General features: G+C 33.4%; 14 protein-coding genes. 13 read left to right on the top strand and 1 reads right to left on the bottom strand.

What is annotated here, in order from left to right; genetic code table 11:
• A complete protein-coding gene (locus PREBIDRAFT_RS11460) occupies nt 1-189 on the bottom strand; it encodes a hypothetical protein (RefSeq protein ID WP_155114406.1) in 189 nt (62 codons plus the stop codon).
• Nucleotides 190-448: 259 nt separating this feature from the next.
• Here PREBIDRAFT_RS11460 and PREBIDRAFT_RS07540 point away from each other — a divergent pair, with 259 nt between their 5' ends.
• The 13 genes from PREBIDRAFT_RS07540 to PREBIDRAFT_RS07600 all read left to right on the top strand — a co-directional run bounded on the left by PREBIDRAFT_RS07540 (nt 449) and on the right by PREBIDRAFT_RS07600 (nt 14,068).
• Nucleotides 449-1,471, top strand: a complete 1,023-nt coding sequence (locus tag PREBIDRAFT_RS07540) for an acyltransferase family protein (RefSeq protein ID WP_238295909.1) — start codon at nt 449-451, stop codon at nt 1,469-1,471.
• A gap of 30 nt (nt 1,472-1,501) precedes the next feature.
• Nucleotides 1,502-2,611: a DegT/DnrJ/EryC1/StrS family aminotransferase gene (locus PREBIDRAFT_RS07545; protein ID WP_004338097.1), complete on the top strand. Its 1,110-nt coding sequence runs from the start codon at nt 1,502-1,504 to the stop codon at nt 2,609-2,611.
• Nucleotides 2,612-2,630: 19 nt separating this feature from the next.
• Nucleotides 2,631-3,920, top strand: a complete 1,290-nt coding sequence (locus PREBIDRAFT_RS07550) for an AAA family ATPase (protein ID WP_004338096.1) — start codon at nt 2,631-2,633, stop codon at nt 3,918-3,920.
• Nucleotides 3,907-4,326 carry a hypothetical protein gene (locus PREBIDRAFT_RS07555; RefSeq protein WP_004338093.1) on the top strand — a complete coding sequence of 140 codons (420 nt, stop codon included), beginning with the start codon at nt 3,907-3,909 and terminating at the stop codon, nt 4,324-4,326. The genes PREBIDRAFT_RS07550 and PREBIDRAFT_RS07555 overlap by 14 nt, the downstream gene beginning before the upstream one ends.
• A 6-nt stretch (nt 4,327-4,332) precedes the next feature.
• Nucleotides 4,333-5,538, top strand: a complete 1,206-nt coding sequence (locus PREBIDRAFT_RS07560) for an ATP-grasp domain-containing protein (RefSeq protein ID WP_004338091.1) — start codon at nt 4,333-4,335, stop codon at nt 5,536-5,538.
• Nucleotides 5,539-5,574: 36 nt separating this feature from the next.
• Nucleotides 5,575-6,006, top strand: a complete 432-nt coding sequence (locus PREBIDRAFT_RS07565) for a GNAT family N-acetyltransferase (RefSeq protein WP_004338090.1) — start codon at nt 5,575-5,577, stop codon at nt 6,004-6,006.
• Nucleotides 6,007-6,050: 44 nt separating this feature from the next.
• Nucleotides 6,051-7,301, top strand: coding sequence for a polysaccharide pyruvyl transferase family protein (locus PREBIDRAFT_RS07570; RefSeq protein ID WP_238295908.1), 1,251 nt, complete (start codon nt 6,051-6,053; stop codon nt 7,299-7,301).
• A 165-nt stretch (nt 7,302-7,466) separates the two neighbouring features.
• Nucleotides 7,467-8,903 carry a lipopolysaccharide biosynthesis protein gene (locus PREBIDRAFT_RS07575; RefSeq protein ID WP_004338088.1) on the top strand — a complete coding sequence of 479 codons (1,437 nt, stop codon included), beginning with the start codon at nt 7,467-7,469 and terminating at the stop codon, nt 8,901-8,903.
• Nucleotides 8,900-10,162 carry a hypothetical protein gene (locus PREBIDRAFT_RS07580; protein WP_004339587.1) on the top strand — a complete coding sequence of 421 codons (1,263 nt, stop codon included), beginning with the start codon at nt 8,900-8,902 and terminating at the stop codon, nt 10,160-10,162. The genes PREBIDRAFT_RS07575 and PREBIDRAFT_RS07580 overlap by 4 nt, the downstream gene beginning before the upstream one ends.
• On the top strand, nt 10,143-11,219 hold the full coding sequence (locus PREBIDRAFT_RS07585) for an acyltransferase family protein (RefSeq protein WP_004338086.1): 1,077 nt from the start codon (nt 10,143-10,145) through the stop codon (nt 11,217-11,219). The genes PREBIDRAFT_RS07580 and PREBIDRAFT_RS07585 overlap by 20 nt, the downstream gene beginning before the upstream one ends.
• The gene (locus PREBIDRAFT_RS07590) at nt 11,198-12,160 is read left to right on the top strand and encodes a glycosyltransferase family 2 protein (RefSeq protein ID WP_004338085.1); all 963 of its coding nucleotides are present in this window, start codon (nt 11,198-11,200) and stop codon (nt 12,158-12,160) included. The genes PREBIDRAFT_RS07585 and PREBIDRAFT_RS07590 overlap by 22 nt, the downstream gene beginning before the upstream one ends.
• Complete coding sequence (locus PREBIDRAFT_RS07595; RefSeq protein ID WP_004338084.1) at nt 12,142-13,212, top strand: glycosyltransferase family 4 protein; 1,071 nt, start codon at nt 12,142-12,144, stop codon at nt 13,210-13,212. The genes PREBIDRAFT_RS07590 and PREBIDRAFT_RS07595 overlap by 19 nt, the downstream gene beginning before the upstream one ends.
• Nucleotides 13,213-13,228: 16 nt before the next feature.
• Complete coding sequence (locus PREBIDRAFT_RS07600) at nt 13,229-14,068, top strand: glycosyltransferase family 2 protein (RefSeq protein ID WP_004338083.1); 840 nt, start codon at nt 13,229-13,231, stop codon at nt 14,066-14,068.

Consider the following 14,068-nt stretch of genomic DNA (forward strand, 5'->3'; position numbering starts at 1 on the left):
TCACGACTTTCCACGACATGCGTTTGCCTGTATGCATATCTTGTCGTGTAAAGTCGTGCTTAGTCGTTGCATAACACAGTTTTTGTTGCATCTACCTTCCACGACCTTCCACGACATACGTTTGCCTGTATGCATATCTTGTCGTGTAAAGTCGTGCTTAGTCGTTGCATAACACAGTTTTTGTTGCATCTACTTTTCACGACCTTCCACGACTTTCCACGACATGCGTTTGCTTGTATGCATATCTTGTCGTGTAAAGTCGTGTTCTGCACACAAGGTAGGCTTTCTTCTTACTTACAATGTCGTTGTGTATGGTAAGGAGGAGTTGATGTGTTCTTCCGCGATAGATTAGTTGAATTTATGAATTAATGTTTAAAATTATAAGATAAATGAGTAAGAATATAACACTTACCCTCCCCGAAGGCAAAGATGTAGCAACTTAGAGTTGTTGAGAATATTTGCAATGCTTTCGGTTATAGCTCATCATTCAGTAGTAAACTCAGGATTAACTAGTACTTATGATTACTTACATCCAACAGCACAGCAATATTTCTTTGAAGTATGGGGAATGTGGGGTAAAACAGCAATTAATAGTTTTATACTTATTTCTGGTTATTTTCTTTGTAAGCAGACATTAACATGGAAACGATATGTTAAATTGCTCTTTGAAATTTTATTTTATTCCTATATTATTCAGCTAATCTTTTGGAGTACAGGTTATGAAGCCTTTACATTGGTGGATGTTGTGAAGCCTATGGTCTTTTTATTTCAATCGATCAATAGTAACTTCGTGGCAAGCTTTATGGTTTTCTATGCTTTTGTTCCATTATATAATAAGTTGATAGGTACTTTAGATCAAAAAATGTTTCAGCGGTTTCTGCTCGGTATTTTGTTCGTTTGTACTTTTACGGCAACATTCTTTCACAGTTCTACTATGAATGAGCCTTTTTGGTATGCAGTTTTATATTTTATAGCAGCTTACTTTCGGTTGTATCCCAATAAATACACAGATAGCCGTAAGGTAGCTATTGCCGGTTTAATCCTTTTTGCAGTATTAAGCATAGCTAGTGTTGTGATTTTAATTGAGTTAGGAGCAAAATTTGGAAATTCCAATTGGGGGCTTTGGTGTTATTATTTTGTATCAGATTCTAATAAGTTGTTGGCTTTAGGAGTAGGTGTTTTTTCTTTTCTTACTGCTAAGAATATGAAGTCGTTTACAAATAAGATTATCAATTTTTTCTCAGCAGGAACATTCGCAGTATTACTTATTCATGCAGCAAGTGATACAATGCGTCATTGGCTGTGGAAAGACCTCTTGGCAATGCCAAGGCTAATACATAAAGATTTATTATATGTCATAGCTTATAGCATCCCTATTCCTATTGTAATCTATATTCTTTGTAGTTTGATAGATGTACTTCGTAGAAGATATGTCGAAAAACCATTTATGCGGTGGATAGATAAATATTAGTCTTACTTTATATATTATAAGTTGATAATAATGGATAATAAACAGATAACAGTAACATCACCATTACTGCCCGATTTAAATGAGTTGCAACCCTATCTTGAAGATATTTGGCAACGTAAGTGGATAACAAATAATGGGCATTATCATCAAGAGCTAGAAAAAGCTTTAGCCGAATATCTTGACGTACCCTATATCTCCCTTTTTACGAATGGAACCTTGCCTTTGATTACAGCATTGCAGGCTTTACGCATTACAGGCGAAGTAATTACCACACCTTATAGCTTTGTAGCAACAACGCATGCCATTTGGTGGAACGGATGTAAGCCTGTTTTTGTTGATATTGACCCAAGAACAGGTTGTATGGATCCTAATAAAATAGAGGCTGCTATTACGCCACGGACAACAGCTATCATGCCTGTGCCTGTTTATGGTAAACCATGTGATACCGATGCTATACAAGGAATAGCCGACAAGTATGGACTTAAAGTTATCTATGATGCGGCCCATGCCTTTGGTGTAAAGGTGAATGGTAAGAGTGTGTTGAATGCAGGTGATTTGAGTACATTAAGTTTCCACGCTACTAAAACTTACAACACGGTAGAAGGTGGTGCGCTCGTTATGCATGATGCCAAGATGAAGCAGCGCATTGATTACCTTAAAAACTTTGGTTTTGCAAATGAAACTGAAGTTGTGGGGCCTGGTATCAATAGTAAGATGGATGAAATTCGTGCGGCTATTGGCTTGATAAATTTAAAGCATGTTGATGCTGCTATTGAGGCGCGTCATAAAGTTGCAGAACAATATCGAGCAGCTTTACGCAATATAGAAGGCATTTCTTTTTGGGAAGATATGCCAGGTGTTCGACACAATTATAGCTATTTCCCTATCTTTGTAGATGCAAAGAAGTATGGTGAGACGCGTGATGAACTCTATTTCCGTATGCGTGAAAACAACGTTTTGGGACGACGTTATTTCTATCCACTAATTAGTACCTTTAGCACTTATAGAGGATTGCCAAGTGCTGCACCTGCTAATTTACCTGTTGCTACGAAAATGGCAAAGGAGGTTATTTGTTTGCCGATGCATCATCTGTTGAGTGAAGAGGATGTGCAAAGGGTGCTTCGAATTATTGTTAAGTAGATAATGAGCTAAAAAGGCTATGAAAGCAAGGTTAAAAGTACAGAATATTGGTCCTATTACCGACGTTGAAATTACGATCAATAAAGTAAATATCTTTATTGGACCTCAAAGTATAGGTAAGAGTACGCTTGCTAAGATTATCAGCTTCTGTGCTTGGTTGGAGAAAAATATATTAGTAAACCAGGGTTACGCTCATATTGATAAATCCTTTCTCCTACAGCATCTCTTAATTTATCATAAATTTGCTAGTTTCTTGGTAGAAACGTCCTTTATAGAATATAAAAGCGAACTCATCTCATTTACGTATCATTCTTTAAGTAACTTTAAAATAGAAGTGAATGGAAGATTGAAGGATACTGATATGAGTAAAATAACCTATGTTCCTGCAGAGAGAAATATTATAAATATACCGAATATTTCAACACTCTCTTTGGAACACAATTATATACGAGACTTTATCTTCGATTGGCTTCGTGTACGCTATAAATTTAATGGTAACAATAGATTATCATTGCTAGATTTAGGATGTGCATATTCATTTGACACAGAAAAAGGGGATGTTATAACGTTGGCTTCAGGTAAAGAAATTTCTCTTAATCAAACTTCTAGTGGACTGCAGGCTTTGGTTCCGTTACTGGTATTTGTAGCTTATAGTACAGATTGGATTTTTCATAACGATCCTGATATGTCCTTTGATAATTATAGCTCTTTGCAAAAAGCTTTGCTTAAGCATATAAGAGGGGGTGAAGACACTACAGATGATAAGAATATCAATGCTATTTTAGAGCAAGAAGAAATCAAAAATAGTTTAGATAAGCTCCTTCAAGTATTCTTGGACGCGAAGGGTAATTCTGAGACTGTTAATGGATTGAAGGAAATAGCAAGTTTGGTGCAGCGCATTAGCAAGCCACATTCTTCTTTTCTTATAATTGAAGAGCCTGAAGAAAATCTTTTTCCTTCAACACAATATGAGCTGATCAAGCATATAGTTACGATGCTTGATAATGGGCGGGATAATACATTGGTTGTAACTACCCACAGTCCCTATATTATGACATCAATTAACAATTTGATACAAGCGCAACATGTTATTGATGAGGATGGCAATGCTAAGGCAAGGCTTTCGGAAATACTTTCTACTACATCTTATATGTCCTACGATGATATTAACGCATGGGCGTTTGCAAATGGAAAACTTATCAGTATCAAGGATGATGAGCTTCGACTAATTTCTGCGGAGTCTTTAGATGCAGTATCAGATAGTATTAGCAGCGATTTTGAGCTACTTTTAGATTATGAAGGCAATTGATACGGCTTGTATTACAAGAACAAATGCTTCGAATATAAAATTTGAAGAGAATAAGAAAAAGATTATTTTTCATAATCCTAGTAAACAAGCTTGCTTGAAAATTCAGGTTGATGGATGTGCTATTAAGGTGGGAGATAAGTGTGATAACCTACTGAAAGTAGATACCCAGTTAGGTGCTGAATATTTTGTCGAGTTGAACGGGAAGGATGTTGGGCATGCATTAGTGCAGATTGAAAAATCAATTGAACAACTTCATGATGATATTTCTAAAGTTAAAGCATATATCATTCCAACCAATCAGGCTCCTGCACTCTCTACGAAAGTACAAAAATATAAGGCTTCTTTAAAGAAAAAATATTACGCAGAATTAGTTGTAAAGGAGCGTTTTTGTGAAGTAACGATTTAACGAGATATGAAACAGAAAAAGTTGATGCTTTTGGGAGGTATTCGCTATCTCCTACCAGTTATAAAGGCTGCTCATGAAAAAGGGTATTATGTCATTACCTGCGATAATTTACCTGATAATATTGCCCATAAATATTCTGATGAGTATGTCAATGTCAGCATTGTTGACAAAGAAGCTGTTTTGGCTGTTGCTAAAGAAAAGAAGATAGATGGGATCATGTCTTTTGGTGTGGATCCGGGAGTAGTATCAGCTTCCTATGTTCAGAATCAATTACACTTACCATCTTTTGGACCATACGAAAGTGTAGTGATTCTACAGAATAAGGATAAGTTTCGTGCTTTTCTTCGTGACAATGGATTTAATGTTCCTAAGTCAAAAGGATATTCAGCCAAAGAAGATGCTTTGGCTGATGCTGCGAAATTCGATTATCCAATCATAGTTAAGCCTACCGACAGTGCAGGAAGCAAGGGGGTAATGCGTGTTGATAATGTCGAACAATTATCTGTAGCAGTAGATAATGCTTTTGAACAATCTATTAAGGGTAATATAATCATTGAGGAGTTTATTGAAAAGAAGGGATGCTCCTCTGATTGTGATGCTTTTTGTCAGAAAGGTAAACTAAAATTTATCAGTTTCAATTCACAGTATTTTGATGAGGATGCGGAAAACCCATATATACCTGCAGCTTTCTCATGGCCATCAACTTTCACACAAGAGCAGGAACAATACTTTACATCGGAAATACAACGACTTCTTACTTTGCTTCAGATGGAAACCTCTGTTTATAATATAGAAACTCGTATAGGACAGAATGATAAGCCATATATTATGGAGGTAACACCTAGAGGTGGTGGAAATCGTTTAAGCGAGATGATACGTTATGCTACTGGTGTGGATCTTATTATGGCATGTACTTGTGCAGCAGTTGGCGATGAAATTCCCTTAATATCACAGAAACCTTATATAGGAAACTGGGTAGAAATTATTCTTCATTCTGAAAAAGATGGCTTATTCAAGGAACTTAAAATAAGGGATGATCTTACCTCTTCCATAATAGAGAAAGATTTGTGGGTAAAAAAAGGAGATAAAGTGTCTACTTTTAGAGGTGCAAATGATTCGATAGGAACTTTAGTAATGAATGCTTCTTCTGAGCAAGGTCAGAGTGAAATGCTTCTTAGTATTCCACAATGGTTATCAATAGAGACTTGCTAAAACTTGCTATTTAAATTATATTTTAATATAAGCAAAATGATAACTTTGAGGTATACAGTTGACGAGGCTTCGCTTCTACAAGTAAAGAAATATATTTGTAAAGTGTCTAATGATTTTAATCCGCCATTTATAGAGGAGGTAAAAGATTTAGATATGTATTTAGATAAAATTTGTTCTAAGGCAAAAAGGTTTGAAGTTTGGTTAGATAATATATTAATAGGGCTTATGTTTGCATATTTAAATGAGGAACTTTCTCAAATTTATATACCATTTATCTCTGTTGATAGAGATTATCGTAAAAGGGGTATAGCTCGTGCTTTATTGGATCAATTAAAGTTCTTTAAAGGATATAGCTTTATTCGACTTGAGGTCATCAAAAATAATGAGGCTTTATTTTTTTATCGAAAATACGGATTCGTTATAGAGGAAAATAGAAATAATAAATATTTAATGAAATATAGTATATGAGGCATATATTTGTAATAGGACAATGCTCTTTGCATTGGGGAAGAATGGAATTTGGTAATATAGGTAATTATTATGTTATTGAACCATTTTTTAAGGAATTGCACAAAATTTTTCCTGATGCTGAAATTCGAACAACATTTCAGATGACAGACGATTTCTGTGCATTAATCGATATCTCATGTGTACCAATGGAATATTACTACGGTTTTACAGACGATGATGTCCCAAATGCTTATAAAGAATATGCTCTAGCACAGATTTACAAAGAAACGGGGACAATGCCAGAGACAACTCCTTATATTGAAGAAGTTATGAAATCAGATTTGGTAATAGACTTTTCTGGAGATATGTGGGGAGTCAACACTGATATTGCAGGTAATAATCGTTTTTTAGTAGGCTTATTGAAAGACAGAGTTGCTCAAATTCTAGGTAAGAAAACTGCAATGTTAGCAGGGTCTCCTGGTCCTTTTAATGATATGAAATTACTGGGATTAGCAAAGGAAACATTCGAGGCGTTTGATATAGTAACAAACCGAGAGCCTGTTAGTAGAAAAGTGCTTGAAACCTATCAATTCAAATTAGATAGGGTTTATGATTTATCATGTCCTGCTTTTATTTTTCAGCCTGCAACAGAACAAGAGATTGCTCCATATTTAGAAGGTACAATATTAGAAAACAAGAAGAAACCTGTAATTGGTTTCACATTATGTGGATGGAACATGCTTCAAGGTCCTTTCAACCGTACAGATTGGAAGTGTGAAGAATATTCATCATATATAACCTTAATAACTTCGTTGATTAAAGAACATAATGTTGATGTATGTTTGTTCTCTCATTCAAATGGATTTGAATTGCCTCCACATTTTAAAATGATCCATGGTAGAGATTATACAATGGTAAAGCAGTTGTATGATTTATTACAACAGACAGAAGTTGCTTCCTCGGTACATTTGTTAACAAGTATTTATCCTCCACACATCATTAAACGGCTCATATCTCACTTTGATATGTTAATCTCAGGAAGAGTACATGCTGCAGTTGCAGGTTTGTCAATGTGTGTGCCAACAGTAATTATTGATTATGGACACGAGCCTAAAGCACACAAACTAAAGGGTTTTGCTGAGTTATGTCAAGTGCAAAATTATATTTGTGATCCACATAATCCTTTAAACTTAATATCTGTAAGTAGTAAATGTTGGCAAAATCGTGAAGAATTAAGTCTTAAATTACAATCACTGATTCCTAGAATTGGAGATATGGCGCGTGAAAGTTTTTTGTTGCTTAAAAACTTATAGACTATTTTGAGTTAGATTATATATTTTTCTACAATTATTATATATGATCTTTTTGCGAAAGTTCGAATACTTCGTAATTGAATATGGTTTAGATTAAAATAGTGAAGGTGTTCCGAAATAATTATTTGGTGAAAGGCTTGATACTTAATTTATGTGTTAACTAGTATGAGTGAGAAGTCATTAAGAGCAAAAACAAAAAACGGATTACTGTGGAGCAGTGTTGAGCGATTCTCTACTCAAGGAATATCATTTCTGTTTTCTTTATTTTTAGCGCGTTTGTTAATGCCTAAAGATTATGGTTTAATAGCAATGTTAACCATTTTTATTTCTGTTACGAGTGCATTTATTGATAGTGGATTTTCTAATGCTCTCATACAAAAACAAGATAGGACTGATAAGGATTTTTCTACAGCTTTTTATTTTAATATAGCAGTAGGAGTAATTGCATATCTTGTTTTATGGCTGATTTCTCCATTAATAGCTGTATTCTATAATATGCCTATTTTAGCCCCGTTGACAAAAGTTCTGGGTCTGACTGTGATATTTAGCTCTTTATGTGTTGTGCAACAAGCACATCTAATGATTAAAATAGATTTTAAGGCGCAAGCGAAGATTTCTATGTTGAGTACCATTATATCAGGTATTGTAGGTATAGTGTTTGCTTTTTATGGTTATGGAGTTTGGGCTTTAGTCGCCTTAAATATCTCGGCAGGGTTATGTCGTATGATCTTCCTTTTTATGTGGGTAAGGTGGATCCCTAAAAGAACTTTTTCGGTAGAGTCTTTTAAGCATCTTTTTTCCTTTGGCTCAAAACTTCTTGCATCTGGCTTGCTTTCTACTATTTATGAGAATTTATATCCTCTGATTATTGGAAAGTTTTATTCTGCGGCAAATCTTGGTCTATTTTCACGAGCACAGTCTCTAGCAGCTATGCCTTCCTCTAATATATCAAATGTATTCCAACGTGTTACTTTTCCTGTTTTGAGTAGTATTCAAAATGAGGATGAACGATTAAGTATTAATTATCGCCGTCTGCTACGTATGGGAGCTTTTATTATTTTCCCATTGATGATGTTATTGGTAGCAATATCTTCTCCTCTTGTAAACATTCTGTTGACAGCTAAATGGAGTGGATGTGTCATCTATTTGAAAATTCTATGTTTCGCTATGATGTGGTATCCTGTCCATGCTATTAATCTGGACTTATTGCAGGTAAAAGGTAGAACAGATCTATTTTTGCGTTTAGAAATAATAAAAAAAGTTGTAGGAGTAGTTATTTTATTGATTACACTAAATATCAATCTTATTGCAATGAGCATAGGAATGGTTGTAAGTTCTATGATTGCGCTGCTTATTAATACGCATTATACAGGTAAGTTAATACATGTGGGTTTTGGAATACAAATGAAGGATCTAGCACCAATTTTAATAAACAGTCTTGTAATGTGTGGTATCTCTTATAGTGTAACTTTATGTTTTGAAACGAATATATTAAAACTAGTCTTTGGAATTCTTTCGGCTTTTATGGTGTATTTTACAATAGCTTTTGTTTCTCATTCTGAAGAGTTAAAATATGGATTAGAATTGATTCGAAAAAAATGAAATATTATATTATATTCCAGCCATCTATAAAAAGTATAGGAGGCGAGGAAATGTATACTAGAAATAAAATCATATCTGCGCGCGAGCAGGGATATACTCCTATTGTTATTCATGAGAATAAGGGCTCTCGTATCTTTGTAGAAGAGTTACGTCCTTTTTTAAAGAATTATAGTATTTTATTTAAACTTCCTCCAAGTGTATTTCCTAAAATAATACTTAGAAAGGTTATACATAAGATGTTGTCATGGATCCCTGATTATAATGAAGGGGAATGTATTATAGAATCCCATGAGGTAACTGGGGCAGAATGGGCTGAATTGTTAGCTGCTCATATTAAGGCAAAACATTTAGCTTATATGTTATTAGAGCATCATTGTCTTAATGAATATCAATATAGGTTTTTTAAATACAAATATGATAGAAAGGAATTAGTTGGTATAACTTCAGAAACTGTTCCTCAGATGTTTGAGCCATATATCCCAAATATAGAGGGCTATTTTTTAAAAGCTTATTGTAATAATACGCTTGCAGATATAGATTTTGATGAAAAACTCAAGGTTGGACAAGCAGATTATACTATAGGAACAATAGGTAGAACTAACAAGGAGTATGTTCAGCCTATGTTGAAAGCTGTGATCGAATTTATTCTCCAACATAAAGAGAAGTACTTTAATTTTATTTATGTTGGGGGAGCACAAGACAAAGATTCTGAGAAAAATGTGATAAAAAAGCTATCTAATATACCAAATCTTAAATTTTATCTTACAGGTTTAATTTACCCAATCCCTATAGGTCTAGTTAAACAAATGGACGTGTGTTTAGCCTCTGCAGGATCATGTATGATATCTGATAATTGTGGCATTCCAACAATAGCAATTGATGGAAATGACTATAAAGGAATAGGAATTTTCCAGAAGACATGTGTACATTCTCTTTTTAGAGGAGAAAATGAACCTGCTATTGAATTAGAACATTTTTTAAACGAAGTGCTTATAGATAAGAAATTTCACAAAGAAGATAAAACTATATTCTTTGAGCCTGATTTTACGGAACATTGGGCATTTGTTCAAAAAATGTCTGATAAGCGTGAATATTATGATGTTAGAAAAATAAAGTATTCGTTTAGAAATGAGGTGCTTTGGGTGGCTATAAGAGAGTATCTAGGTAATAGGAGTTATCTATTAATAACTTCTGTTTTAGAACGTATTCGTAATTTGTATTCAAATATCTTTAAGAATAATGGAAAAGGTAGAAAATAACATACAACGAAATTCTAATATCGAATTATTAAGAATTATTTGTATGCTATTTATAATTGGTGGGCATATCATAAAATTTGGATTTAAAATGGACTATGATCATTTGCTACCTTTCGGCGGTTTTGATTATATTGTGCAGCATATTCTTTACGGAATTTTTGTAATAGCTGTAAATGTTTTTGTACTGATATCTGGATATTTTGGAATTAAACTTAATTTTGGAAAACTATTACGAATAGAAAGTCTTGTTCTTTGTTATTCTATACCATTTTTTTTAATTCTACTTTTTACACACCATGGAATTATAGGGAGTATAAGTTATCTTTTTCCGACTCTGTCAAGTGAGTTTTGGTTTGTATCAACATATATGGTTTTATGTTTGGTTGCTCCATTCTTAAATGCTTTGGTAAAGCGTTTAAATAAGATACAGCTTAGGGCATTATTAGTAGGCCTATACTGCGTTTTTTATATTTGGGCAACATTTTGCTATGCGCTGAATTTAAGGCAGTTACAGGGCGATTTCGGGGGGGGTATTGTTAACTTCTCTATACTATACCTAACAGGTAGATATATCAAAATATATTATACTAAAAAAAGAAGCTTCCAATTCTTCTTTTTTAGTTTTATAGCAGTGATGTTGTTGATGGATGGGATAGAAACTTTGTACGGAACTTTGCTTGGATTTCCTTTTACTGCTTTCCAAAATCTGAATACAATTTTTATAGTTGTAGCATCTATTTTATTTTTCTTAGCTTTTAATAGCTGTATATTTTATAGTTCGTTTGTAAATAAATTAGCGAAGAATTCATTTGCTGTTTATATTATTCATTTCAATAAGATAGTAATGCCTTGTATAGGTAGCATTGCTTTGACATTGAAGTATGAATATCATATACCGATATTTGGAATAGTATGTATACTTCCAATTTTTATTTACCTCATTTCTATCTTTATAGAGCAACTGCGAAAAATCATTATTTCAAAGTTTGAGGATAACGTATGTAATGTTATAGATCAAGAAGTTCAAAAGATTACATGGTTAAGGTATCCATTATAGTTCCGATATATAATGCTGAGAAATATTTACATAGATGTGTAGATAGTTTGTTGGCACAGGATTTTAGCGATTATGAAATTCTTCTCATAGATGATGGCTCTTTAGATGCTTCAAGTAAGATTTGTGATGACTATGCTCAAAAAGAATGTAAGGTAAAAGTTTTTCATCAAAAGAACAGTGGTGTTGCTGCAGCAAGACAGTTAGGTATAGAACAAGCACAAGGCGAATATACGATTCATGTAGATGCTGATGACTGGGTAGATGCTGCAATGTTGAAGGAGCTGTGGAGTAAGGCTGAAGATACCAAAGCAGACATGGTAATCTGTGATTACTTTGAAGAATACCAAAATAAAACAAAAAGAATTTTACAAAATTGTGATTATTTGAAAAAAAGCGAGTTGATACGAGCCTTGTTACAACAACTACATGGTAGTTGTTGTAACAAGCTCGTGAAACGAGCTTGTTACAACAATGTGGGGATAAAATTTGATACAATGGTATCTTACTGCGAAGATCTTCTCTTTAATGTATCAGTAATTCAGACAGGCATTAAAGTGGTTTATCTTCCTATGGCTTTTTATCATTACGATCAATACTCAAATGGTACAAGTTTGGTCAAAGGTATGTCTATAAAAAAGTTAATGTCTCGAATACAAGTTATCAAGTCGTTAGAGCATATTCTGAAAGAAGATCTATCGATGTATGAAGATTTATTGTTTTTGAAGAAAGCTAAAGTTAAAGATGATGTGTTCTTTGGTAATTATTACTCAAAAGAATTGTTTATAGAATTATTTCGAGAGATAAATCATCAATATATAGCTAATTATAGATTTCCTAAAGATAAGCGTCCACTGCAAAGTGCAGTGTGTTTGGCATTGTCTGGATATTATGGATTAGCACAAGCATTATTTAAGTTATACAAATGGATAAGAAGAGCATAACTTTCATTTTTCATCAGCCCTCGTTGCTACCTGTAGGAGGATTTAAAATTGTATATGAATATGCTAATCGGCTAGCTAAAGATGGATATGAAGTACACCTAGTTTATGCCATGATGCTTGGAAAAGATCGTGGACTAAAAAGCGCATTTATACGCTTGGCAAGGTTTATGCTAGCTAAAATTTCTAAGCATTATTCAGGTAAAAATTGGTTCGATCTTGATTCTCGTATAAAAGAACATTATGTTACAACGTTGAAATTTCAAAATGTTCCTAAGACTGATGTGTATGTTGCTACTGCTGTTGAGACAGCTCCGTATGTGAGTAACTATTCAAGAGATAAGAATAATAAACTTTATTTGATACAGGGTTTTGAAGATTGGAATATGTCTCAAACTGAAGTCTTGACGAGCTACCATTTGGATCTAATATTGATAGTTGTTTCTAATTGGCTTCAGGCGATCGTGAGAAAAGAAGGACTTACTAGTTACTTAGTTCCTAACGGATTCGACTTTAAGTACTTTTTTCTGAAGAATGATATCGCAACAAGAATAAGTACAAAGATTGTAATGTTATATCATTATGATTATCGTAAGGGATTGTCTTATGGTTTTGCGGCTTTAGATATAGTAAAGGAAAAGTTCCCAAGTTTGCACGTTACTCTATTTGGAACACCTGAAAGACCTTCTGATTTACCAGAGTGGTATGAATACTATCAAAAGCCAGACAAAGAAACTCATAATAGAATTTATAATGAAGCAGCAATCTTTGTAGGTACTAGTCTAAAAGAAGGCTGGGGACTGACTATAGGTGAAGCTATGCAATGCGGTTGTGCAATAGTCTGTACGAATAATGATGGTTATAAAGAAATGGCTATTGATGGAGAAAATGCCCTCTTGTGCGATATTAAAGATGCAAAGGCTTTGGCGAATAATATTATTAAATTGATTACCGATGATGAACTGCGAATAAGATTGGCAAAGAATGGGTATGATCATATTCAGCAGTTCGATATTGAAAAATCGTATAACAAGTTTAAAAAAATAGTCGAGTAGGTAATAAATAACTAATATGAACATAAATGTTTCTATAATTATAGTAAATTATAATACAAAGGATCTTACTCAAGATTGTATTGACAGTATAAGACAGCAAACTTCTGGAGTATCTTATGAAATTGTAGTTGTGGATAATTCTTCTACTGATGGTTCGAAGGAGCATTTCATAAAAGATGATAGCATTACATATATTTATAATGATCAAAACTTAGGCTTTGGAAGAGCAAATAACATAGGCATAAGAGCATCTCATGGAGAATATGTGTTTTTATTGAATTCTGACACAATTATTCTCAATAATGCAATATCTTTGTTTTACGAATATGCTATGTTGCATCCTAATATGGTATTAGGTTGTTATCTACAGGATAAAGATGGGAGATATTCTCCTTCTTTTCATTATTTTCCAGCATTTACAATAACGGAGTTTCTTAGAAGAAAGTTATGTTTAAAAAAATATATTGCTGTTGATTATAAAGAACACGATGTAGAATGTTTATGTGGCGCTGATATGTTTATTCCTCGGTTTGTAATTGATAAGGTAGGTGGCTTTGATGAAAATATATTTTTGTATGGTGAAGAAGGAGAGCTACAATATCGGATGCATAAACAACATATAGTTCGACATATTATCAATACTCCACAGATAATTCATTTAGAGGGAAAAAGTATGGAAGATACGTTGGAAAAACTGAAAATAAAATATGAAAGTCATTTCTATGTATTAAGTAAATATATGGCTAATACTCCTTTAAAACTTGCCAAATTATATTATTACTTTAGGTTTATACTTCGTTATTGGAGAAAACGACAGGATAAAGAGATACAATCGATATTAAGCATTTTTAAGTAA

This window comes from Prevotella bivia DSM 20514 (assembly GCF_000262545.1).
Taxonomy (GTDB): domain Bacteria; phylum Bacteroidota; class Bacteroidia; order Bacteroidales; family Bacteroidaceae; genus Prevotella; species Prevotella bivia.